26 protein-coding genes are annotated in these 21,812 nt (G+C 63.4%); 11 read left to right on the top strand and 15 right to left on the bottom strand.

Annotated features, from left to right (window positions below):
• Nucleotides 1-24: 24 nt before the first annotated feature.
• Complete coding sequence (locus tag JJT62_RS04780; RefSeq protein ID WP_202071568.1) at nucleotides 25-330, top strand: hypothetical protein; 306 nt, start codon at nucleotides 25-27, stop codon at nucleotides 328-330.
• 127 nt (nucleotides 331-457) lie between these two features.
• Here JJT62_RS04780 and JJT62_RS04775 read toward each other — a convergent pair whose 3' ends face one another.
• The 4 genes from JJT62_RS04775 to gatC form a co-directional block, all read right to left on the bottom strand.
• A complete protein-coding gene (locus JJT62_RS04775) occupies nucleotides 458-877 on the bottom strand; it encodes a type II toxin-antitoxin system VapC family toxin (RefSeq protein WP_202071567.1) in 420 nt (139 codons plus the stop codon).
• 336 nt (nucleotides 878-1,213) lie between these two features.
• On the bottom strand, nucleotides 1,214-1,546 hold the full coding sequence (locus tag JJT62_RS04770) for a chorismate mutase (RefSeq protein WP_202071566.1): 333 nt from the start codon (nucleotides 1,544-1,546) through the stop codon (nucleotides 1,214-1,216).
• Nucleotides 1,546-3,030 (bottom strand): Asp-tRNA(Asn)/Glu-tRNA(Gln) amidotransferase subunit GatA, encoded by a 1,485-nt coding sequence (gene gatA, locus JJT62_RS04765; protein WP_202071565.1) that lies wholly within the window; start codon nucleotides 3,028-3,030, stop codon nucleotides 1,546-1,548. The genes JJT62_RS04770 and gatA overlap by 1 nt, the downstream gene beginning before the upstream one ends.
• 50 nt (nucleotides 3,031-3,080) lie before the next feature.
• Nucleotides 3,081-3,368, bottom strand: a complete 288-nt coding sequence (gatC, locus tag JJT62_RS04760; protein ID WP_202071564.1) for an Asp-tRNA(Asn)/Glu-tRNA(Gln) amidotransferase subunit GatC — start codon at nucleotides 3,366-3,368, stop codon at nucleotides 3,081-3,083.
• A gap of 126 nt (nucleotides 3,369-3,494) precedes the next feature.
• On the opposite strand from gatC, the gene ruvX reads away from it, so the two are divergent.
• Together ruvX and JJT62_RS04750 are read left to right on the top strand one after the other, a co-directional pair.
• Nucleotides 3,495-3,968: a Holliday junction resolvase RuvX gene (ruvX, locus tag JJT62_RS04755; protein ID WP_202071563.1), complete on the top strand. Its 474-nt coding sequence runs from the start codon at nucleotides 3,495-3,497 to the stop codon at nucleotides 3,966-3,968.
• A 200-nt stretch (nucleotides 3,969-4,168) separates the two neighbouring features.
• The gene (locus tag JJT62_RS04750; RefSeq protein ID WP_210340578.1) at nucleotides 4,169-4,432 is read left to right on the top strand and encodes a hypothetical protein; all 264 of its coding nucleotides are present in this window, start codon (nucleotides 4,169-4,171) and stop codon (nucleotides 4,430-4,432) included.
• A gap of 3 nt (nucleotides 4,433-4,435) precedes the next feature.
• On the opposite strand, the gene dprA is transcribed toward JJT62_RS04750, so the two are convergent.
• Together dprA and plsY are read right to left on the bottom strand one after the other, a co-directional pair.
• Nucleotides 4,436-5,677: a DNA-processing protein DprA gene (gene dprA / locus JJT62_RS04745; protein ID WP_202071562.1), complete on the bottom strand. Its 1,242-nt coding sequence runs from the start codon at nucleotides 5,675-5,677 to the stop codon at nucleotides 4,436-4,438.
• Entirely contained in the window at nucleotides 5,674-6,264 is a 591-nt protein-coding gene (plsY, locus tag JJT62_RS04740) for a glycerol-3-phosphate 1-O-acyltransferase PlsY (RefSeq protein ID WP_202071561.1), read from the bottom strand. Before plsY ends, dprA begins: the two co-directional genes overlap by 4 nt.
• Before the next feature lie 520 nt (nucleotides 6,265-6,784).
• Between plsY and JJT62_RS04735 the strand changes: the two genes are divergently transcribed.
• From JJT62_RS04735 to JJT62_RS04725, 3 genes are read left to right on the top strand one after another with little or no spacing between them, the layout of a single operon-like run.
• Nucleotides 6,785-7,834 (top strand): YcjF family protein, encoded by a 1,050-nt coding sequence (locus JJT62_RS04735; protein ID WP_202071560.1) that lies wholly within the window; start codon nucleotides 6,785-6,787, stop codon nucleotides 7,832-7,834.
• 1 nt (nucleotide 7,835) lies between these two features.
• Nucleotides 7,836-8,633 (top strand): exodeoxyribonuclease III, encoded by a 798-nt coding sequence (gene xth / locus JJT62_RS04730; protein WP_202071559.1) that lies wholly within the window; start codon nucleotides 7,836-7,838, stop codon nucleotides 8,631-8,633.
• A gap of 22 nt (nucleotides 8,634-8,655) precedes the next feature.
• Nucleotides 8,656-9,597, top strand: coding sequence for a CBS domain-containing protein (locus JJT62_RS04725; RefSeq protein ID WP_202071558.1), 942 nt, complete (start codon nucleotides 8,656-8,658; stop codon nucleotides 9,595-9,597).
• Nucleotides 9,598-9,780: 183 nt separating this feature from the next.
• On the opposite strand, the gene JJT62_RS04720 is transcribed toward JJT62_RS04725, so the two are convergent.
• The gene (locus JJT62_RS04720; protein WP_202071557.1) at nucleotides 9,781-10,941 is read right to left on the bottom strand and encodes an acyl-CoA dehydrogenase family protein; all 1,161 of its coding nucleotides are present in this window, start codon (nucleotides 10,939-10,941) and stop codon (nucleotides 9,781-9,783) included.
• 108 nt (nucleotides 10,942-11,049) lie between these two features.
• Nucleotides 11,050-11,607 carry a hypothetical protein gene (locus tag JJT62_RS04715; protein WP_202071556.1) on the bottom strand — a complete coding sequence of 186 codons (558 nt, stop codon included), beginning with the start codon at nucleotides 11,605-11,607 and terminating at the stop codon, nucleotides 11,050-11,052.
• Between the two features lie 388 nt (nucleotides 11,608-11,995).
• Here JJT62_RS04715 and JJT62_RS04710 point away from each other — a divergent pair, with 388 nt between their 5' ends.
• Nucleotides 11,996-12,607 (top strand): hypothetical protein, encoded by a 612-nt coding sequence (locus JJT62_RS04710; RefSeq protein WP_202071555.1) that lies wholly within the window; start codon nucleotides 11,996-11,998, stop codon nucleotides 12,605-12,607.
• 162 nt (nucleotides 12,608-12,769) lie between these two features.
• Entirely contained in the window at nucleotides 12,770-13,366 is a 597-nt protein-coding gene (locus JJT62_RS04705; RefSeq protein ID WP_202071554.1) for a superoxide dismutase, read from the top strand.
• Between the two features lie 61 nt (nucleotides 13,367-13,427).
• Here the strand turns inward: JJT62_RS04705 and JJT62_RS04700 are convergent, their stop codons facing one another.
• The 3 genes from JJT62_RS04700 to JJT62_RS04690 all read right to left on the bottom strand — a co-directional run bounded on the left by JJT62_RS04700 (nucleotide 13,428) and on the right by JJT62_RS04690 (nucleotide 15,658).
• Complete coding sequence (locus JJT62_RS04700) at nucleotides 13,428-13,640, bottom strand: hypothetical protein (protein WP_202071553.1); 213 nt, start codon at nucleotides 13,638-13,640, stop codon at nucleotides 13,428-13,430.
• A gap of 31 nt (nucleotides 13,641-13,671) precedes the next feature.
• Nucleotides 13,672-14,199 carry an SRPBCC family protein gene (locus tag JJT62_RS04695; protein WP_202071552.1) on the bottom strand — a complete coding sequence of 176 codons (528 nt, stop codon included), beginning with the start codon at nucleotides 14,197-14,199 and terminating at the stop codon, nucleotides 13,672-13,674.
• A gap of 256 nt (nucleotides 14,200-14,455) precedes the next feature.
• Nucleotides 14,456-15,658, bottom strand: coding sequence for a pyridoxal phosphate-dependent aminotransferase (locus JJT62_RS04690; protein ID WP_202071551.1), 1,203 nt, complete (start codon nucleotides 15,656-15,658; stop codon nucleotides 14,456-14,458).
• Nucleotides 15,659-15,809: 151 nt separating this feature from the next.
• Here JJT62_RS04690 and JJT62_RS04685 point away from each other — a divergent pair, with 151 nt between their 5' ends.
• Together JJT62_RS04685 and JJT62_RS04680 are read left to right on the top strand one after the other, a co-directional pair.
• On the top strand, nucleotides 15,810-17,033 hold the full coding sequence (locus JJT62_RS04685) for a glycosyltransferase family 87 protein (RefSeq protein WP_202071550.1): 1,224 nt from the start codon (nucleotides 15,810-15,812) through the stop codon (nucleotides 17,031-17,033).
• A gap of 203 nt (nucleotides 17,034-17,236) precedes the next feature.
• Entirely contained in the window at nucleotides 17,237-17,464 is a 228-nt protein-coding gene (locus JJT62_RS04680) for a hypothetical protein (protein ID WP_202071549.1), read from the top strand.
• Nucleotides 17,465-17,580: 116 nt separating this feature from the next.
• Here the strand turns inward: JJT62_RS04680 and JJT62_RS04675 are convergent, their stop codons facing one another.
• The 4 genes from JJT62_RS04675 to JJT62_RS04660 form a co-directional block, all read right to left on the bottom strand.
• Nucleotides 17,581-18,183 (bottom strand): copper chaperone PCu(A)C, encoded by a 603-nt coding sequence (locus JJT62_RS04675; RefSeq protein WP_202071548.1) that lies wholly within the window; start codon nucleotides 18,181-18,183, stop codon nucleotides 17,581-17,583.
• Between the two features lie 56 nt (nucleotides 18,184-18,239).
• Nucleotides 18,240-20,165 carry a CopD family protein gene (locus tag JJT62_RS04670; protein WP_202071547.1) on the bottom strand — a complete coding sequence of 642 codons (1,926 nt, stop codon included), beginning with the start codon at nucleotides 20,163-20,165 and terminating at the stop codon, nucleotides 18,240-18,242.
• Nucleotides 20,166-20,291: 126 nt separating this feature from the next.
• Entirely contained in the window at nucleotides 20,292-20,678 is a 387-nt protein-coding gene (locus JJT62_RS04665) for a copper resistance CopC family protein (protein ID WP_202071546.1), read from the bottom strand.
• Nucleotides 20,679-20,749: 71 nt separating this feature from the next.
• Nucleotides 20,750-21,358 (bottom strand): hypothetical protein, encoded by a 609-nt coding sequence (locus JJT62_RS04660; protein ID WP_202071545.1) that lies wholly within the window; start codon nucleotides 21,356-21,358, stop codon nucleotides 20,750-20,752.
• 167 nt (nucleotides 21,359-21,525) lie between these two features.
• Here JJT62_RS04660 and JJT62_RS18965 point away from each other — a divergent pair.
• Nucleotides 21,526-21,812 (top strand): hypothetical protein (locus tag JJT62_RS18965; RefSeq protein ID WP_210340577.1); only part of this gene is annotated, 287 nt, incomplete at its 3' end.

Raw genomic sequence — 21,812 nt, 5'->3', positions numbered from 1 at the left:
AAGGCGCACATGGGAGACTGGCGCATGGCGAAGGACAACGAGCAGCCTGCGAACCGTAAAAACGGCCTGATCGCCCGCTTTCGCGACGCGCCGCCTCATATTGCCGTGCCGGTCGGCGCAGGCCTCATCATCGGCGGAACATTGCTGTCGCCTCTGCCATTCTTTGGCCTCTGGATGGCGCCGGTGGGGCTGGCGATCTTGGCCCCGCATTGGCGCGCGGCGGACAGGCTGTCGCGGCGACTTCTGAGATGGTCGATCAAGAATGGCTTCGTGCGGATCAAGCGGACGCCGCGCCAAGGGAAGGAGGAGCCGCCTGCGACGGAGGGCTAGAGCGCATTCCGCAAAAGTTGACAGACTTTTGGAAAAGAATGCGCTCCCGCTTTTTGAATCTGCCGAACTTTCTCATCACTGGCATGATTCCGTTCGAGCGATGAGAAAGCGTGCTAGAGACGCGCAATCAGGCGGTGAAGGGATCGACCAAAGCGACGTCGAGGCCGTCGAAATCGCTGGTATTGCGAGTCGCTAGCGTCATTGTGTGAGCGGAGGCGATTGCGGCTATCATGATATCGACCACGGCAAATGAGCGCCCGCGCCTTTGCCGGTCAGCGCGAAACACGCCATATCTATGGGCCGAGGGTAGATCAAAAACGAGGATCCGACCTCGGAATATCTCCTGTTCGAGGCGATCGAAGCTTTCTTCGAAGGCCTTTTTTCTCCTGCCTGCCGCCAATAAAGCCGCGCCGTAACGCAGCTCGGCCAAAACGGGGGTGCAAAGGAAGAAATGTTCAAGGGGGCGGGAGTCCAGCCACGCCTCGACGCGCGCGTTCGGCGTGGGCTTGATGAACTCCGAGACAATATTGGTGTCGAGCAGGATCATTCGACAAACGGTGGCGGCCGCTCCGTTGGGTCGCGGAGAGACACAAAATCGTCGCCGCGATATTTGACGGGAAACAACCCAGCCAAGAGTGCGCCGAGCCGCTGCCGGGGCTCCGCTTCTGAAGATTCTGCCTCCGCCAGAGCGCTCTCCAAAAGCCGTTCAGCCTCGTCGGCGAGAGTGCGCCTGTGGGCGCGCGCTCTTTCTTCGAGCTTTCGTCTCAGATCGTCTGAGACGTCATGCAGAAGGATGTCCGACATGGAGCGCGCCTCCGGTTATCCGAAATGAAGATAACGAGCAGGCGACCTCTCTGCAACGCCGGGCGTCAATCACGGGGGCTCACTCCCCCTTCGGCGCCCGATCCCCCATCAGCCGCTCCTCATAGGAAATCGACCACTCGATGATCGCCGTCCATAGATTCATGGCGACCTCGACCGAGAGACCCTCGCGCCGCGCGGCGCCGAGGACGCGCGCCAGCACTTCGTCCACACGGTCCGGCACGCGCGCCGGAACGCCGAGCGCCGGCTTTACTTTCGCGGCGCGCTCGATCTGGCGCTGGCGCTTGGCGAGCAGCGCGACGAGCTCATCGTCGAGCGCGTCGATGACGCGGCGCACGTCGGACATTTCGTCCCGCATCGCGTCGATGTTTGGCTCCGCGGCGGCCTTGTTCATTAGCGCCACCAGGGTTCGGGGAAATCGAATTTCGGCGCCGCCTGCTCGAGCGCATGCGCGAGCGAGAACAGCGTCTCCTCGTCGAACGGGCGGCCGATGAGCTGCAGGCCGAGCGGCAGACCATTGGCCGCGAGCCCCCCCGGCACGGCGATGCCCGGCAGTCCCGCCATGTTCACCGTGACCGTGAAGACGTCGTTGAGATACATTTCGACCGGGTCGGTCGAGCCCTGCTCGCCTTGCGCAAAGGCGGTAGATGGCGTCGCCGGCGTCAGAACGGCGTCCACTCCCGCCGCGAAAGCCTGATCGAAATCGCGCTTGATGAGGCTGCGCACCTTCTGCGCGCGCACATAATAAGCGTCGTAATAGCCGGCCGACAGCACATAGGTGCCGATCATGATGCGCCGACGCACCTCCGCGCCGAAGCCCTTGGCGCGGGTCTTCTCATACATGTCGATGATGTCGCGGCCCTGCTCGCGCAGCCCGTAGCGCACGCCGTCGTAGCGGGCGAGGTTCGACGAGGCTTCCGCCGGCGCGATGATGTAATAGGTCGGGAGCGCGTATTTCGTGTGCGGCAACGAGATTTCGACAATCTCGGCGCCCGCGTCCTTCAGCCATTTGACGCCCTGGTCCCAAAAGGCGGCAATCTCGGCCGAGATGCCGTCGAGGCGATATTCCTTCGGCACGCCGATGCGTCGGCCCTTCACCGAGGCGCCGATCGCAGCTTCGTAATCCGGCACAGGCGCATCGACGCTCGTCGTGTCTTTCGGATCATGCCCCGCCATGGAGCGCAGCATGATCGCCGCGTCGCGTACCGTGCGCGTGATCGGCCCGGCCTGATCGAGCGACGACGCGAAGGCGACGATGCCCCAGCGCGAGCAGCGGCCATAGGTCGGCTTGATGCCGACGGTGCCGGTGAACGCGGCCGGCTGGCGGATCGAGCCGCCCGTGTCGGTCGCCGTGGCGCCGAGGCACAAACGCGCCGCGACAGCCGCGGAAGAGCCGCCCGAAGAACCGCCGGGAACGATCTTGGCGTCGGGATCGCCCTTGCGTTTCCACGGCGATATCACCGGACCGAAAGCGCTCGTCTCATTGGACGAGCCCATGGCGAATTCGTCGAGATTGAGCTTGCCGAGCGTCACCGCGCCGTCGCGCAGCAGATTGGCCGAAACCGTCGACTCATAAGTCGGCGTGAAATCATCGAGGATGCGGCTCGCCGCCGTCGTGCGCACGCCCTTCGAGCAGTAGAGATCTTTTATGCCGAGCGGCACGCCCTCCAGCGGGCCTGCTTGGCCGCCGGCAAGCCGCGCGTCGCTCGCCTGCGCCTGCTTCATCGCGAGATCGGGCGTCTCGGTGATGAAGCAGTTGAGAAGCCGCGCGCTCTCCATGGCGGAAAGATGCGCCTTGGTCAGTTCGACGGCCGAGATTTTCTTCGACTTCAGCGCATCGCGCGCGTCGGCGAGAGTGAGATGGATGAGATCGGACATCGAGTCTCTTTATATATAAGGAGCGGGACGTTTCGGCCGGGGCGACGATCTTACTCGATCACCTTGGGCACGACGAAGTAGTGATCTTCCTTGGCCGGCGCATTGACGAGCACGTCGTCCGCGATGCCGCCGTCCGTGACCACGTCGACGCGCTTTTTCATTTGCATCGGCAGAACCGACGCAATCGGCTCGACGCCTTCGACATCCACTTCGCTCAGCGTCTCGACGAAATGGAGAATGGCGTTGATCTCGCCGCGCAGGCGCTCGACCTCGTTCTCGTCGACGGCGATGCGCGAAAGATGGGCGATGCGGCGAACCACCGCGGAATCGACAGACATTTGAGAGCTCCGCCGGGATGAACCTGTTACGGCGCTATAGCGCTTGGGGCGCAGGGGCGCAATGCGGGTGGATAAAGAGAGGGGCGGGAGTTTATCCTGAGCCGGCGGCATGGTAGCGCGGAGAGCATGAGCAATAAGATCGCGACGATCGAAGAGCTGGGAGGCGCCCTGCCCCCAAAGGGCCGGTTGATGGGCCTCGATCTCGGGACCAAAACCATCGGCCTTGCGCTCTCCGACGTCGAGCGCCGCCTCGCCTCGCCGCTCGACACCATCCGGCGGGTGAAATTCTCGACCGACGCGGACGCGCTCCTGAAACGCGCCGCCGATTTCGACGTCCAGGCGCTGATCTTCGGCCTGCCCCTCAATATGGACGGCACGGAGGGTCCGCGCGCCCAGGCGACCCGCGCTTTCATGAGAAATCTGCGTAAGCTGACGTCCCTGCCCTTTGCCTTCTGGGACGAGCGCCTCTCCACCGCCGCCGTCACCCGCGAGCTTATCGCCCAGGACGCCTCCCGGGCCAAACGAGCCGAGGTCGTCGATCGCATGGCGGCGGCCTATATTCTGCAAGGGGCGCTCGACCGGCTGTCGCGCCTCGACTGAATGTTTACGCTCGCGGCGCTATTGCAGGCGAAAGGTCGAGCGCTAGAGTTTATTCAAGACGCGACCCCGATTGTATGTATGCAACTCTTCCGCGAAAACTGAAACTTGACATCCATAGGCTGCGCTTTAAGAAAAAGACACGTCAAGGTCGAGTTTTAATTACCTTCGCAGAGGCGCTGCGTCGGCGGGAGGCAAACTGAATGGCTCGTTCTACTGCGCCTATCCCGCCCGCATCCCATGCAGGGAAAAAGGCGGGCGAAGCCGAAACGCCCGAGCGGCGCGCCGAGGAAGACGCGGCCGCATTGGCGAGCTATATCGCCGACATGGCCTCCGAGCTTTCGCAATTGGCCGGACGATCCGAAATGCCGATGGTCGCCTATTTCCTGAACCTCGCCCGCGTCGAAGCCGAGACGCATTCGCGCGAGATTGGCGAGCGCGAGCGCGCGGTCGAGCCGGAAGAGTAGCTCCTACTTTCGGTTGCCGACAAGCGCGACGCAATTCGCGCCATGCCGCTCCAGGCGGCCTTCAAGATCGAGCTCCATGAGCGCGCCCTGCACGTCGCGCGCCGATAGGCCGGCGGTCCGAATGAGGTCGTCGATCGCCACCGGCGCCGGTCCGAGAAGCGACATGACGCGCTCACGTGGGTCGGTGAGCGCAGTATAATTCGCCTCCGGCAGATGCTCGCTTGTGTCAACAGTCGGCTGGAAATCCGGTTGGTTGGCCGCCAGCTCGTCGAACGCAATTTGCTCCTGCTCGAACAAGGCCTCGAATTCTTCGAAGAACGGCCCCTGATCGGCTCCGCCGGCCATGTCGAAAAGCGACCCCGCCGATGATCCTCCGCCGCCCGCCGCCAAAGCGTCGACGACGTCTTCCGGCCGCGCGCACAGGGTCGCCCCCTGGCGCAGCAGATCATTCGTCCCCTCCGCGCGCGGATCGAGCGGCGAGCCGGGAACCGCGAAGATTTCCCGGCCCTGCTCATTGGCGAAACGCGCCGTGATCAGCGACCCCGAGCGCCGCGCCGCCTCGACCACGACCGTCGCGCGGCTCAGCCCGGAAATGATGCGGTTGCGGCGTGGAAAATCCCGGCCGCGCGGCTCCCATTCGATCGGCATTTCCGAAACGAGGAGTCCGCGCTCTGCGATCTGGGCGACGAGCTTTTCATGTTCGGACGGATAAGGGCGCGCCTGCCCGCCCGCGAGCACGGCGATCGTGGCGGTCTCGAGGCTCGCGCGATGCGCCGCCGCGTCGATCCCCCGCGCGAGGCCGGAGACGATCACATAGCCCTCCCGTCCCAGGCCACGGGCCAGCCGCTCGGCAAAGGCGAGGCCGGCGGTCGACGCATTGCGCGAACCGACCAGCGCCACCCCATCGCGCTGCGTGGTCTCGGCGACTCCGCGGATAGAGAGGACCGGCGGCGCGTCGGCGATTTCGCGCAGAAGCGGCGGATAATCGGCGTCGCAGATCGGGATGAAACGCACGCCCATTCTTGCCGCGGCGTCCATCTCGCGCATGATCTCGTCGCGCGGCGCAATGCGGACGGCGCGCCCGCGTAGCGATTTGGCGGCGAGCGCCGGCAAGGCCTCCAACGCCGCGCCGGCGCCGCCGAAGCGGTTGATGAGCGCCAGGAAGGTGCGCGGCCCGATATTTTCACTGCGGATGAGGCGCAGCCAGTCGACGAGCTGCTCGTCGCTGAGCCGCGCCCTGCTCATGCCTTTTGGCCGATGCGGCTCTCCGTGCCGGCGCGCAGGCGGGCGATGTTCTCCGCGTGCTTGCGCCAGAGCAAGGCCGCCATGGCGCCGACGACGAGGGCTTCGCCGCCATGGCCGAGAAACAGCAAGAGCAGCGGCGCGGCGGCGCTGGCGACGAGCGCCGAAAGCGACGAATAGCGCGTGATCGCCGCGACCGAGAGCCATATGGCGCAAAAGGCGAGCCCCACCGGCCAATGCAGGCCGAAAAGGCACCCGAGGAATGTCGCGACGCCCTTGCCGCCTTTGAACTGAAGCCAGACCGGCGCGATATGCCCGACAAAGGCCGCGAAGCCCGCGATTATGGCGCCTTCGGGCGAGAGATGGGCGCCGATGAGCACGGCGGCCGTTCCCTTGATCGCGTCGAGAACGAGCGTCGCCGCCGCGAGGTCTTTGCGGCCGGTGCGCAGGACATTGGTCGCGCCGATATTGCCCGACCCAATGCCGCGAATGTCGGTGGTGCCAGCGAGGCGCGTGAGCAGCAAGCCGAAGGGGATGGAGCCGAGGAGGTAACCGAGAATGAGCGCAAACGCGTCGGGCAGGAAGGACATCGGAAACGCTGAAACCTGTTCTCGAGAAGCGCGGGCGGAGGCGCCGCAGATGCTAACGGAGGCGCGGCGGGGCTGCAACCTGATACGAGATCCGCTCGATTGGTTCGGCGCCATCACCGACGCTCGCGCCGTTTGGACAAGCAGGAAATCACCGCCGTCATTGCGAGGAGGCGGAGCCGACGAAGCAATCCAGCGCCGCATTTGCCGCCCTGGATTGCTTCGCTTCGCTCGCAATGACGGCGGTCGGGCAAAACTAGCGCTCTTGTGGTTCTGGATTAAAATGGCAATCCGAGCTGATCAAACGGAAACGGTATGAGACGCCCAACGCGAAAATGCCGGTTCCCAGTCTCGCCCTTCGTAAAAGAGGCGCAGAACCGCAACAGTTATTGCCAGCTCCGGTTTCCGCAAAAGAGGATAGTTCTCGCGCGCGAAAAAATCGACTCGCGTGTCTCGTCATCATCCCGCTCCCGTTTTGCCGCCGGAAGCGCTAAAGGGAGGGGTCGAAGCCCGGACCGAACACATGAGCGATTCAGAGCGCAGACCCCGCCCGCGCGCCTTCCGCCTCAATGGCGACGAGACCGTGACCTCGAAGCCCGCGCCGCAGGTCGAGGAGGAGGCCGATATTTTCGCGCAAGCCGCCGAGCTCGCCGACGTCGCGCAGGGCGGTGAGGAGGCGGTCGAGGCCGCCCGCGCCAAGGGCTTCCTCGATCGCTATGTTTTCTCCTCTGGCGGCGTTTTCCTGTCGGCTCTCACCGGTCTGATCACGCTCGCGCTCAGCATCTGGATCTGGAACTTCGTCGAAGATCTCTTCGCCCGTTCGCCCATTCTCGGAACGATCGGTCTCGCGCTGGCGTCGGCCGCTGGCCTAACGGCGCTTCTCTTCGTGGCGCGCGAAATCCGCGCTATTCTGCTGCAAAACCACGTCGCCAAACTGCACGCCGACCTCGCCGCTGCGCGCACGGCCGACGACGTCGCCGCCGCGCGCACGCGCGTGCTGGACCTTTGCAAGCTTTACGAGAGCCGCGCCGAGCTCGCCCGCCCGCGCGCCCTCGTCGCCGACTATGTGAAGCAGATCATCGACGGCAAAGACCTCGTCGATCTCGCCGAACGCAGTCTCGTTGCGCCGCTCGACGAGATTGCGCGTCGCGAAATCGCCGCCGCCGCCAAGCGTGTTTCCGTTGTGACGGCGATCAGCCCGCGCGCCATCCTCGACGTCATCTTCGTCGCCGGCCAGGCCATCATGCTGATGCGACGCATCGCCGAAATCTACGGCGGCCGCCCCGGCCTTCTCGGTTTCTTCAAGCTCGCGCGCTCCGTTGGCGCGCATCTTGCCATTACCGGCACGGTCGCCGTCGGCGATACGCTGTTGCAGCAGGTGTTGGGCTATGGCGTCGCCGCGCGTCTTTCCGCAAAGCTCGGCGAGGGCGTGCTCAACGGCCTGCTCACGGCGCGCGTCGGCCTCTCCGCCATGGCGGTGTGCCGCCCTACTCCCTTCGTCACCGAGAAACAGCCCGGCGTGAAGGACGTCGCGCCTTTCCTGTTCAGTGGCGACAAGACCAAGGCTCAATAAATTGAAGATTACCACGTGGAACATTAATTCCGTGCGGCTGCGCATGCCGCTCGTCGCGCAACTCCTGAAGGACAAGGCGCCCGACGTTCTTTGCCTGCAGGAAACCAAATGCCGGGACGCTGAATTCCCCATGAAGGATTTCACCGCGCTCGGCTATAAGCACGCCGCCATCAATGGACAGAAGGGCTATCACGGCGTCGCCGTCGTCTCGAAAAAGCCGCTGCGGCTGATCGAGAAGCGCGACTTTTGCGAGAAGGGCGACGCGCGTCATATCGCCGTCGAGGTCGAGGGCGCGGGCGGGCCGATCACGCTGCATAATTTCTATGTGCCCGCCGGCGGCGACGAGCCCGACGTCGAGATCAACCCGAAATTCGCGCATAAGCTCGGTTTTCTCGACGAGATGAAAGAATGGGGCGAAAACGGCGCCGCGAAGGGCCGTGTCGTGCTCGTCGGCGATCTCAACATCGCGCCGCTCGAGCATGACGTGTGGAGCCACAAGGCGCTGCTGAAAGTCGTCAGCCACACGCCGATCGAGGTCGAGAAGCTGACCAAAGTCCAGCGCGCCGGCAATTGGATCGACGCCATGCGCCATTTCGTGCCGGCGGAAGAAAAACTTTACACATGGTGGAGCTATCGTGCGGCGGATTGGGCGGCCTCCAACCGCGGCCGGCGTCTCGACCATATTCTGGTGAGCGAAGCGCTCGGCGGCGCGCTCGGCAAGCTCGAAGTGCTCACCGAGGCGCGCGGCTGGGAGCGTCCGTCCGATCATGTGCCGGTGACGATAGAGTTGTCGGAGTAACGGCGCAGCGACGGGAGGCCAGATGATTGCGCGCGAGTTGATGACGCGGCATTTTCCTTTTGTCACGGCGGATGCGGACCTCGATTACGTCGCGAAGCTTCTTTCGGAATGCGAGGTCGGCGTTGTGCCCGTCGTCGACGAGCAGTTGGCGCCGATCGGGATCGTCACGCGCAGCAATCTCGAAAAGGCGCGCCCCCTCCCCGACGCCGGTCTCGGGCCCATTCCGGCGTTCTTGCTGCAAAACCGGCGTAACGCGCCCTTCCGCTCGAATGGCCGCGCGCTGCGCGAGGTGATGACGGCGCCCGCGATCTCCGTCCCCAGCGGCGCCAAGCTTTCCGACATCGCGAAAGTGATGCAGGAGCATCATCTCAAACGCGCGCCGGTGGTCGACGGCCACAAAATCATCGGCGTGCTCTTGCGCCGCGAAGTGCTGCACGCGCTCTCTGAGCGCAAACACCCACAGCAGCAGGACGTTCTCAGCCAGCCCAAATCCATCCTTTCAGAAACGCGACGCGAACCGCAAGCCTGCGACATCGCAACGGCGGAAGAGTTTCGCGATCTCGTCGCCGCGCATGAGCGCCAGCTCGATAAGGAGCGCGAGGACCGCCACCGCGCCATGTTGGAATTGCGCGAGCAGCGCATCAAGGACCTTGCCGCCCAGCGCCTCACCGAAGGGCAATGGCGCGAGATGGTGTCTCAGGCCCGCCGCGCCGCCGCCTCGGGCCTGACGGAGCATATGCTCATCCGATTTCCGGCCCAGCTCTGCCTCGATGGCGGGCGCGCGATCAACGCGCCCGACTCGCACTGGCCGGAAACGCTGCGCGGCGAGCCGGCGGATGTCTTCAAGCGCTGGCGCAACGAGCTGCAGCCGCGCGGCTTCAAAATTGCCGCGCAGATCGTCGATTTTCCCGAGGGCCTGCCGGGCGATGCGGCGCTGTTCCTGATGTGGGGCAAGCGCACATAGAGCGCATTCCGCAAAAGTTGATAGACTTTCCAGATCCGCTTGTTGGGCGGGTGTCATTCCCGACGCTCGCTTGAGCGAGCGATCGGGAATCCAGCGCCAAACCAGCGCTTTTGTGGCTCTGGATTCCCGGTCGGGCTTTCAGCCCGCCGGGAATGACATTCCCCAATGCGAGCCGTTCAAACGTCAAAACGCGAAGAATGGCCAGTCGGGTGCAAGGCCCAGCATGATTTGCCCGACCGGCTGCAGTTTCGCGGCGTTGATGAAGCCGTGCTGCGTGATGACGTGGACATCGCGGAAGTGCTGCGCGAAACGAAACTCCTCGCGTATGCCAGAGGCGCCGATAATCTCATGCACGATGTCCACCGCCGCCGTGGCTTCGAGCATGGCGTGGGTGATTGCGAGCTGCAATCTCCCCTTTATTTTTGTATCGATTGGCTGGCCCGCGACCGCTTGCGCATAGGCCTCTTCAAACGTCTGATAGAAGAAGGCGCGTCCGGCGCCGAGCCTCGCTTCGGCGCGCGCCAGTTGCGACTGCACGACGCTATTGTCCTCGAGCTTCTTTGCGCCAAAAGCTGGCGTCTTTTTCGTTATGAGCGCGATCGCCTCGTCGATTGCCGCCCGGGCGATGCCGAGCGCTGGCGGCGTCAGCGCGGCGATCGCCGGCCAGACTGTCAGGCGATAAAGCGGCCCTTCATAGGCGCTGCCCGGTTTGCGCAGCGGCTCCCAGGGGACGGCCCAATTGGCGGGGACGAATGCGTCATGCACGTCGACATCATGACTGCCCGTCCCTCGCATGCCGAAGACGTTCCAGTTGTCGACGATCGTCGCGTCTTTCGCCGAGCAGGCGACCAAAAGCGTTTCCGGCGCGCCGTCGGCGTTGCGGCGCAGATCGCCATCCTCAACGATGTTGGCGTAGCCCAGATAAGCGGTCGCCTGATGTGCGCCGCTGACAAAAGGCGTGCTGCCCGAAAGAAGATAGCCGCCGGCCACGGGAACGGCGCGACGCGCCGGCTGCTGGCCGCCGACGACGATGGCGTCGCCCCCAAAGATTTCACGCGCGGCGTCGTCGGGGAACCATGGCCCGAAAAGGTCGTGGGCGATCGACACCTGCAAATTCCAGCTTGCTGCGCTGTCGATGCGACCGAGTTCCTCGATGACGCGGAAACCCGTCTTGGGATCGACTTCCAGCCCGCCGAGCGCCTTGGGCCGCCAGAGTCGGTAAAGGCCCGCCTCGCGCATCGCCGCGGCCGCTTGCGGTGACAATCTGCGGTCGCGCTCGGCCGCCGCAGCATTTTCGCGGATGATGGGCTCGATCCGCCGAACAGCGTCTAAAAGAGCATCCATCCCTGGCATATGCCTCCCCGCCGACGATTTTGTCGTTGTTATCGCGGCAGGATAGCGACGCTGGCGAGGCGCCGTGAGGCGGCCAATGGCCGCATACAGCGAGGCAGGTTAGCGCTGTCGCGACTCGGCCTCGGCCCTCAAGGCGGCGAGCGAGGGATAGCGTTGCGCGCCTTCGGGACCGCGCACCTCGACCGAACCGTCGGACATCATGACATAGGTCGATTCGCCCGCCGTATAGCGGTCGACCTCCGTCGGCTCTTCGGCCGGCGGTCTCAAGAGGGACGAGAAGTCCGGCCGCGGCGGCTCGGCGGTGACGCCGTTCGCCTTGGGAGACTCGGGCTTCGCCGGAGCGGGGCTCACCCACATCTCCGCCTGAACCGCCTCCACAGGAGCCGCTTCCTCAACTGGCGCATCCTCAACCGGCTTGGGCGCGGCCGGTTGCGCGGCGGCGTCCGGCGCCGCGCCGAGGCGGGCGAGATGGGCGACGACCCGGCCGAGCGCCGCCGTCACCACACCGCCCGACAAGGCGACCGAGCCGGCGATAAACAGGCTCCAGCCGCGCTCGACCATGATCATGTCCCAGCCGGCCCACATTCCATAGGCCCCGCCGCCCGCGAGCAGCAGGCCAGCGGCTGTCACGCCCCATCCGGAAAGATTGCGCTTCATGCGGCTCCCATCGTCGTCGCCGCCCTTCTAGCACATACCGAGAGGCCGCGCGCAAGTCGCCGGGAAGGCGCGCGCGAATCTATACTTTCTATACTTTGAAAGCCGTTCATGCCCAGAGCCAGAGGGAAGATGGTTTTTCTACTAATATGGTCATTAACGCATTACAGTTCAATATGTTGATCGTCAGGACAGGAAGCGCGCTGCATTGTTGACATTGTAAGTTATTGTATTTCATATAGTTACATGTATTAGCAAGCATGCGTCCTGATGACGCATGGTAAAAGCAGCGCCCCGCACAAAGCTCTTGTATTGGCCGTGAGAGCGGCGGGCGACGGCGCAGGCGCTGTCGAACCAAGCGGCCGGTTCTCAACCTGATTAGGAGACGGACATGAGGGGGTTATCGAAGCGCCGGATTTGGGCCGCCGCTTTGGCTCTTATCGGAGCTTTGGGCTTTGCATCGACAGGCGCGCTAGCGCATGGCGGCGTGAAGCTCGAACAGGATGAATGCGTGTTCAAGATCGGCCCCAGCAACATGCATTTCATCGCCTATCAGCGCACGGGCGAGGAAGAGGAGTTTTGCGAGGCGGTCGCCAAGACCGGTCCAACCGTGATCGCGCTCGAAGCCGTCTCGGACGAGCTGCGCGACATGGCGATGGGCGTGCGCATCGTCAAGACTGAAGGCGACGCGACAGCGGCGAGCAACGCAGATGCGACGACCGTCTTCAAGCTCGAGCCGAAAATCTATCGCAACGGCATCATGACCTTCGAACACAACTTCAAGGATGCCGGCCACTATGTCGCAATCGTCACAGTGCGCGACGATCTCGGCAATGAGTTCGTGTCGCAATTCCCCTTCTCGGTCGGCCTCTATACGTTCTGGGGATTGATCGAATACATCCTTTACGGCGTCGGCTTCGTGTCGCTCGTCGCCGTCATGGTGGTGGCCCTGCGGGCAAAGTCCAAGAAATACAAGGAGGAAGCAGCCAGCCAGCCCGCCTGATTTCCTCTCTCGCGCAAATGCTGACGGCCCGGCCCCCGCCGGGCCGTTTTTCCGTGTCACGCGCCTTCTATACGGAATCCTTATTGCTTGTTGCCGCACGGCGGCGCCGGGTCTAGTTAACCGCGGGGCCCTCGAGCCCTATTCCTGTTCAGGAGAGCATTGATGTCCTTCACGCTTGAAGATCTCCCCTACGCTTACGACGCCCTGCAGCCTTATTTGTCGCGTGAGTCGTTCGAGTATCATCACGACAAGCACCATGCGACCTATGTCACCAACCTCAATAATTTGATCAAGGGCACAGAGTTCGAGGGCAAGTCGCTCGAGGAGGTGGTTGTCGCTTCCTTCGGCAAGAACACGCCGATCTTCAACAACGCCGCCCAGCACTACAACCACCACCACTACTGGAAGTGGATGAAGCCCAATGGCGGCGGCGCGATTCCGGGCAAGATCGAGAAGCTGATCGTCGATTCCTTCGGCTCGGTCGACAAGTTCAAGGAAGATTTCCAGAAGGAAGGCCTGGCGCAGTTCGGCTCGGGCTGGGTGTGGCTGGAGCTCAAGGACGGCAAGGCTGCGATCCGCAAGACCCCGAACGCCGAGAGCCCGCTGGTGCACGGCGCGCAGCCGCTGCTCGTCGCCGACGTGTGGGAGCATTCCTACTACATCGACTACCGCAATCGCCGCGCCGACTATCTCAAGACCTTCCTCGAGCATCTCGTGAACTGGGAGCACGCCGAGGAAATGCTCGACGCCGCCAAGTAAGGCGCGGTCGATCTCTTGCGCGCGGCGGAACGCCTGCCGCGCGCCTAATTCTTTATCAGTTTCAGTAGCAGACCGTGCGGCGCACGCGGCCGGTCCAGACGGTGCGGCAGACGCGCGCCGGAGCGCGATGCACGACGGCCGCTCCGCGATAGCCGACGCAACCGGCATGATAGCGCCCCACCGCGCAGGCCGCGGCGCTCGCCTCTTGCGGCATGACAGCCAGAGTCGCAGCGAAAGTCATGGCGCCAAGTCCAGCGATAAGCAGTTTTTTCATAGGCTCTTCTCCTGAGATGCAAAAGGCGCGGTCACGCCTCGACCAGCGACTTCAAATTGGCGAGGCCCTGCTCGAACTGTCCCCCGACCATCTTGTCCATGTTCGTGAAGACATGCATGGCCTTGCCAATGAATTCATTGTGGCCGGACATCGCCCAAGTGACTTCGGTCTTTGTCTCGCCGATCGGCTTGAGATCAAATTGCACCTCATTGGTCGCGGACATCGGCCGGGTGAATTCCAGCTTGAGACGAATGCGCTCGTTCTGGCTGCTTTCCTTTATCGTCATCTTCCCCGCGCCGACCTTTTTATTGCCAGACCAGCTCATGCTGGCGCCGGGCCCGAGCGGCGAGCCGTCGAATGTGTTGGTTGCGGCGGGGTCGAGCCTGGCCCAGGGCGACCAGGCCTCCCAGGCGTGCAGATCGTTGATGCGCTGATAAATCGCCTCCGGCGGCGCATTCACGACCGCCGAGCGGACGATTTTGAACGTATTCGGTCGCAAGGAAATATAAGCGATGAGCCCGCTCACAAGAGCGAGCGCAACGAGGAAAAGAAGGGTCATCTTGGCGCTCCCCTGAGGCGCAGGCTCACAGGCCCGCGCTTTTCTTCATATTAGAGCGCTGCGAACGAAAGCGTAAAGTTAGGGTGGCTTGCGAACGCAAGCCGGCGAGACTGTCTTTCGACCAATCGAAAATGATACCGCGTGGTCATTCCCGACGCCCGCGCAAGCGGGCGATCGGGAATCCAGAGCAATGTCACGGCTTTGGGGCGGTATTCCCGATCGGGCCTTCGGCCCGTCGGGAACGACATCCGCGACCTTACTTCAGGCTCGCGCAGAAGGACTGGATCTTCTCGCAGGCCGTCTCCAGCGTCAGGGCCGACGCCGCGTAGGAAATGCGGAAATTCGGCCCCGTGCCGAAAGCGGAGCCATGCACCACGGCGACGCCTTCGGCCTCGAGCAGCTCGGTGACGAAATCCTCGTCGGTCTCGATCACCTTGCCCGCCGGCGTCTTGCGGCCGATCGCCTCGGCGCAGGACGGGAAGACATAGAAGGCTCCTTCCGGCGTCGGGCACTTCAGATATTTCGCCTGATTGAGCATAGAGACGACGAGGTCGCGCCGCTCCTGGAACGCCTTGCGGAAGGTCGCGAGATGCTCCTGCGGCCCGTCGAGCGCCTCGACCGCCGCCCATTGCGCAATCGAGCAGGCGCCCGAGGTCTGTTGGCCTTGCAGAAGATCCATCGCCTTGATGAGCTTGCTCGGTCCAGCGGCGTAGCCGATGCGCCAGCCGGTCATGGCATAGGCCTTGGAGACGCCGTTCATCGTCAGCGTGCGCTCGATGAGGTTGGGCTCGACCTGCGCCGGCGTGACGAATTTGAAGTCGCCATAGACCAGATGCTCATAGATGTCGTCCGTGAGCACATGCACCTGCGGGTGGCGCAAGAGCACGTCGGTCACCTTCTTCATCTCGTCATAGCTGTAAGCGGCGCCCGACGGGTTCGACGGCGAGTTCAGCACCAGCCACTTCGTCTTGTGCGTGATGGCCGCCTCGAGCGCCTCCGGCTGCAGCTTGAAGCCGTCCTCCATCTTGGTGTCGACGAAGACGCTCTTGCCGCCGCAGATCGCGACCATCTCGGGATAGCTCACCCAATAGGGCGCGGTGATGATCACCTCGTCGCCAGGGTTGATGGTGGCGAGAAAGGCGTTGAACAGAATGTGCTTGCCGCCGGTCGCGACGATCGTGTCCGAGGCCTTGTAGTCGAGCCCGTTCTCGCGCTTGAACTTGCGGGCCACGGCCTCGCGCAACTGCGGAATGCCGAGCACCGGCGTGTAGCGGGTCTCGCCGCGGTCGATGGCCGCCTTGCCGGCGTTGCGGATGTGCTCGGGCGTGTCGAAATCAGGCTCGCCGACCGAGAGGCTGATCACCTCCCTGCCCTGCGCTTTCAAATCGCGCGCCTTCTGCGTCACGGCGATCGTGGCGGAGGGCTTAACGCGCGAGAGAGCGTGGGCGAGAAAGGTCATTTCCGTCTGTCCTGTAGGGGGAGTGTGCATCGCACCATAATTAGCGGGGCCGCGGCGGGCAATGAAAATCCGCGATCGTCGCTCACCCTGGGCGATTCCGTCGCATTAACCCGCGCCCACTATGGTCTCGCCGGTCGGCGTGGAGTGGCGAATGCTGGGGACAATCAGAAGCGGGGACTGGCTGACTGCAGAGCGGCTGCGCGTCTACCCGCTTATCTTCCTCGCCATTTTCCTCGTCGCTGTCGTCGGAGCCATCGCGACCTCCCATGACCGCATTGGGCCGAACAATCTCCCGCTCGGTTCCGATTTCAGCCAGGTTTGGGTCGCGGGCCAGGAAGTTCTCGCGGGCCATCCCGAGGCGCCGTTCGACATAACGCGCCACGCCGAGGCGCAGCGCAAAGAATTCGGCCCCGAGACGGGAATCTTCGGCTGGCATTATCCGCCCTATTTCCTGGCGCTCGCCGCGTTTTTCGCGACTTTGCCCTATCTGCCGGCGCTCGCGCTCTGGCAGGCCGGAACGCTCGCGCTCTATCTCATCCCCATCGTCGCGATACTGGGCAAATCCGGCGTCGCCCGGCGCGACGCTTTGATCGCGGCCCTCGCCTTTCCCGCAGTTATCGTCAATCTCGGACATGGCCAGAACGGCTTCCTCACCGCGGCGTTACTCGGCGGCGGCTTCCTGCTCCTCGACCGGCGCCCGCTTGTCGCCGGCGCGCTTTTCGCGCTTCTCGCCTATAAGCCGCAATTCGCCCTCGCCCTTCCGCTTGCGCTCCTCCTTGGCCGCCACTGGCGCGCGCTCGGCAGCGCCGCTGCGACTCTCGCCGTCATGAGCGCGACGAGCCTGGCGGCTTTCGGCGCAACAAGCTGGCGCGCCTTTTTCGAAAGCCTCGGCTTCACCCGCAAGGTTGTCGAGGAAGGCGGCCCCGGCTTCGAGAAAATCCAGAGCGTCTTCGCCGCTGTTCGACTGCTCGGCGGCGACATTCCGACCGCCTATTTCTGGCAGGGATCGGCGACCTTCGGCGCGCTCGCCTGCCTCATATGGGTGCTGCGTTCAAACGCCGACGCAAGGGTCAAAGGCGCGGCCACCATAGAAGCAATGCTGCTCACCACGCCCTACCTACTGGATTACGACCTGATGGCGCTCGCCCCGGCGATGGCTCTGCTGGTCTCGCGCGGAATAGACGAGGGCTTCCGCCCCTATGAAAAAACGGCGCTCGCGCTCGCATATGTCGCCCCGCTGGTCGCCCGGCCGGCCGCCATGGCGCTCGGGCTTCCGATCGGCGTCGCGGTACTCGTGCTGCTCTTCGCCGTGACGGCCCGGACCGGCCCCGAAACGGAGGCGCAGAACCTGGAACCGAACCCGAATCATGAGTGATTTCCGCCTCATCAACCCGGTTCGGACCCCGATTTAAAAAAATTGTGAAATTGTCCACAGCCCCATGCAACTTTTCGGGCTTGTGCTCGTTTCTATCCGGAGGGCGCAAGCAGGATGACTTTGCGCCGTCGCCGCCGCGGCGCAGAGGGAGAGCCCAGGCGGAAGGGGAATGCGAGGGCGATCACCCAGGGGAAGTAACAACCATGTCGCTCGTTGATAAATTCGACGATCAGATTGAACCAGCGTTCACGCGTCACTTCGATCGCGAGTCGGCTCGCCGACAGTTCCGCATCTCCATCCTGCTCGTCGCAGCGATGGCCACGGCCGCTTTCGTGCTGGGCTTCGCGCTGCCACTGAACACGACTCACGGCCACGCGCCGATCGCCGACAATCCCGGATTCTCCGGCCGTCTCGTCAGCGTCGATCGCTGAGCGTTCAAGACTGTCGACGTAAAACGCGCGCCGCCGGGCGCGCGTTGTTTGTTTTGGGGCGTTCCGCCGCTGCGGCGGAGAAAGGGCGTTTGTTCGCCCTCCCCGGCAGCACGCTGTCAGTGCGATTTATCCGACTTATCCATGTCGTGATGATGCTCGTGCCCGTGATGGTCGTGGCCAGCATCCTTTGGCCCGGACGTGTCCTTATTGTGCGCCTTTTCCCAGCGCTCCATGGCCTCGGCGTCGTGCGCATGCTGGGCGTCGGGCGCGTCGATGGCGGCGTCGATCACGACTTCGCCCGCCTTCTCGAAGACCAGCGTCATTTCGAGGCCCCAGCCGACCTCCAAATGCTTCTTGGCGCCGAGCAGCGCCACGTAAACGCCGCCCGGCGCGAGCGTCGTCTTCGACTTGGGCGGGAGAACCACGGGCGTCTCGAGCTCGAGATGCTTGGGGTCGCCGTGGATAACCGCCTTCTCGAACTTCTCAACCTTCACGCCGACGAGCTTGTCGGGCGTGTCGCCGCTATTGTGAATGAAAGCGTAGAAAGTCGCGTTCTTCTCGCCGTCGGCCGGGGCGCGCAGCCACGGGTGCTCGACCTTGAGCTTGCCGACGTCATATTCATGCGCTTTGGCCGAACGGGCCGGGGCAAAGACTCCAAGAAAGGCGCCGGCGAGCAAAGAGCCGCCTGTCGCCAAAAGATCACGCCGCTTGATGATCATGTCTCTCTCCCTTTCAACGGCCGGCTCGATTGCCGGCTCGAAAGCTCGCCTGCGCCTCAATGCGAGTGCAGGTTGATCTCGATCAGCGGCTCATTGGCCATCATCGCGGCCTGTGCGGCGAATTGCGTCGTGTTTCCGTCGCCCTCGCCGAACTGCTTGAATCGCGCGCGCACATAGCCCGAGCGATCGATGAGGAAATGCGCCTGCGAAATTTCGTTCGTATAAGGTACGTTGGGATAGCGGTTGATGATCGAATAGGCTTTCTCCGCCGCCGCCGGGTGAAGCGCCTCGCGACCCTTCGCCGCCGCCGGGCAATCGTCGCTATAGACGGTGACGTGATTCACGCCCGCCGATTTCGCCGCGCCTGCCGCAGTCAACAGACTTGCCTCCAGCTCCTTTTCGCCGTCGGCGCCCGCCGTGCAGCGCGCGAAGGACAAAAGCGTCGGCTTACCCCGTAGCTTGAAGAGGCTCGTCACCTCCTCTTGCGGATCGATCAGCGCGAAATCGGGCGCGATCAGCCATTGGACCATGGCCTGCGGCCCGATGAAGCGCGACTGGTTCGTGCTGGAAAGCATCAACAGATAGTTGATCATGTCCCAACGATCATCGACGTCGAGCACATGGGCGAAGCTCGGCATGACGCCGCTCTGGCCGCCAAACGTCAGCCAGTGGAAAATATCGCCGATCGTATGCGTGCCGACATGCGGCGCGGTGAGATCCGCCGGCTGGATCGGCAGGCCATCCTTGTTCTTCAGATCCTTCGCCATGGGGCCGTTGCCCTCGCCAATCGGACCGTGGCAGCCGACGCAGTTCTCCTGAAAGGTCGACATGGCGCGCGCAACCGATTCGGCGGTGAAATCCTGCGTGGGATCGTTGTAGGTGTCGATATAGGCCTCGGTGGAGAAGGACACCGCCAGGCAGAACAGAGCGGCGATCGTCGCCGCCGGCGTGGCGTAGAGACGCTTCTCGCGGGTCGCCGGCGTCCACCAGATGAGCGCGGCGGCAATCGCAAAAACGCCAGAGCCGATGGCCCACCACCAGATCGCAGACGGAAAGACCGGCTTCTGCCCCCATGTCGCGATGTAAGACAGACGGAACGGCAGCGGCCAATAAAGATCGGTCTCATGCGAGGCCGGCGTGATGACGGCGATATAGCCGGCGATCGCCAGCAGGCCCACGCCGAAAACCGCCTCGAGGCTCCCGATCCTGCCGACCCAGGCGACGTCGAATTCGTCAATGGGGGGCGCGCGCATATAGCGCACGATGGCGAGCGCGCAGAGCAGCACGGCGACGAGCAGAGTGAGCTTCAGCGTCAATAGGCGGCCGTAGGGGGTGGCGAGCATGTTCGGCACGCTGCCGACATTCTCATAGGCCATGGCGACGCCGGTGACGGCGACAAGCGCAATCGCAACCTTTGCGATCCTCGACCAGCGTTCCGCGAGTTTGGCGGCAAGGTGAGGCGGCTTGTGATGCGCCGTGAACATCCACCAGATCAGGCCGAAGAGCCCGCCGAGCCAGGTGAGTCCCGCCGCCGTGTGCAGGAGGAAGCTGAGCTGCGTCCATAGCGGCAGACCGTCGTCGATGGCGTGGCCCGTGACGGATACGACGGCGAGCACGCCGACGCCGGTCCAAAGCGTCGCGCGGTCGAGGAGAGCGGACGCGCGGAACAAGCGCGCGATCGTCATTCCCGCAAAAACAAAGGCGAGAAGCTGCGTGCCCACCCACGCCTTGCCGACGCTGGTCCCGAAGGCGAACTCCTGCAGAACGGCGGCGTCGATCGGCCGCTCCGCCGGAATAATCGCACGGGCGGTCAGATAGAGAAGCGCAAAACCCAGCAGCGCGCGAAAAACCGCCGCCGCGGCGACCCAGGGCTTGAAGCGTCCGCCATCCTCATCGATGAGCCGCGGCAGAAGCAGCAGACCGACCGCGAGCGCCGATGGGACGCTCTCGAGAAAGCGTATGAATGCCAGAGAAAGATACATCGACGGGTCTCGCCCCTTGGCTCTTCCGCGTTTCGTTCAGAGACGCCGCTTGTGCGGCCAGTCGTAGGGCCGCCGGCGCTGGTCAGCCGGCGCGCCCGACATTGAGCGCTTTGAGAGGAGAAGCGCTTACTTCGGATCGACCGTGAACTCGTAGCTTCCTTCAACGATGTGGCCGTCGGTCGACAGCACGCGGTAGCGCACGACATATTTTCCCGCCGCGAGCTCCGGCGCGTCCATCGACAACTCGCGCGGCTTGTCGGGCACGCCATTGGCGCCCTCGCCGAGCACCTTTCCGCTGGCGTCCTCGATGCTGAGCTTGGAATATTTCGGCTCCACGCCGCCGCCGAAACGCAGCTTGACAGTCTTGGGCGCCGTCGCGACGTGGTCCTTCGAGGAGGGGTTCGCTTCGACGAGGAAGGAATGCGCGCGCGCTGGCGCGACGACGCCTGCGGCGATCATCGAAGCGGCGGCGAAAATGGCGGCGCGCCGCGAGAAAATAAACAGTCCCTTCATGAGATTTCCTCCCGGGCTTTTCCGCCCTTTTTCGCAGTTATTTTATGAGATGCGATCGACAGCGCCTCCGTTCAAGACGCGACCGTCTCCGTGGCCTTTTTCTTCGAGGACGGATGGGTGTGCTTCCAATAGACGAAGACCATCCCCGCGATGAGGATCGTGCCCGCAATCTGCGGCACCCACGCCCACAAGGTCTCGCCGACCCTGAATCTGAACTGCTCGGTCTGCTGCTCGCCATTATCGCGCGTGAGCGTCACGAGACCGATGTAATGGCCGTTGGCATCGAAATTATGCTCGAGGCTGAAAGTGCCCTTCGTATATTTCTTCGCGGGAAGATGCAGCACCGTCAGCGCCTCGAGATCCGTGTCCTTGGTGATCGGCGTCACCGGATCGCGAATGATGCGTAGCTCGAGGGGAAGGTCGCGGAAGGCCGGCGTCTCGAGATCGAAGACCATGATCGTGCGGCCGGTGGCGGGAATCTCATCGCAATATTCGCTGCGCGATTTATCCGGCTGAAAGGCAGTGATGTGGATCATGTCATAGCCGAACATGACCATGCACATATTGCCCATGGACATGGCCTCTGGGCCCGCGCCGCCTTCCGCGCGCGTCTGCGGCGCGAAACTAAGCGAGAGCGCCAAGCCGAAGAAGGCGGCTGCAAGGCTGCGCCAATTCATCATTTCTTCCCTCGATTTCTTATCGAGGCGCTTTTACCGCGCCTCTTTTGATTTTGCCGTGCGCCGCTTTGCACGGTCGATCACGAACCCACAGTCGTTCCATTTACGCCAACTATCGCATGCGCCTGCAATAGCTGCGCTAATTGCTGCGACGCTACTTAACGCGGCGCATGGCGCGCCTGCAATGGCGTCTTTGGCAAAACGGCGCCAGCTCCATTGCTAGATTGCATCGAAAATATGCGCAGGCGCGAGCGAAAAACCTGAGCCTCGTTTGCGTCGAAAGGACGCAGGAATTGATTTTGAGCAAAAAATGGGAACGAAGGCGCAAAGGCGTGCGCGCGACATCCCAAGCGTCCCCCCGAAAAAAAAAGCGACCGGCCGGACTTTCGTCCGGCCGGCGCATTAGTCAGGCTACCGAGTTTCGCTTAGGGCATGTCGCCGGCGACGAACTTCGGAA

Source organism: Methylocystis sp. Sn-Cys, from assembly GCF_016745395.1.
In the GTDB taxonomy this organism is placed as follows: domain Bacteria; phylum Pseudomonadota; class Alphaproteobacteria; order Rhizobiales; family Beijerinckiaceae; genus Methylocystis; species Methylocystis iwaonis.
The sequence above is the reverse complement of the archived record's forward strand: the minus strand, read 5'-3'. Positions and strand labels throughout refer to the sequence as shown.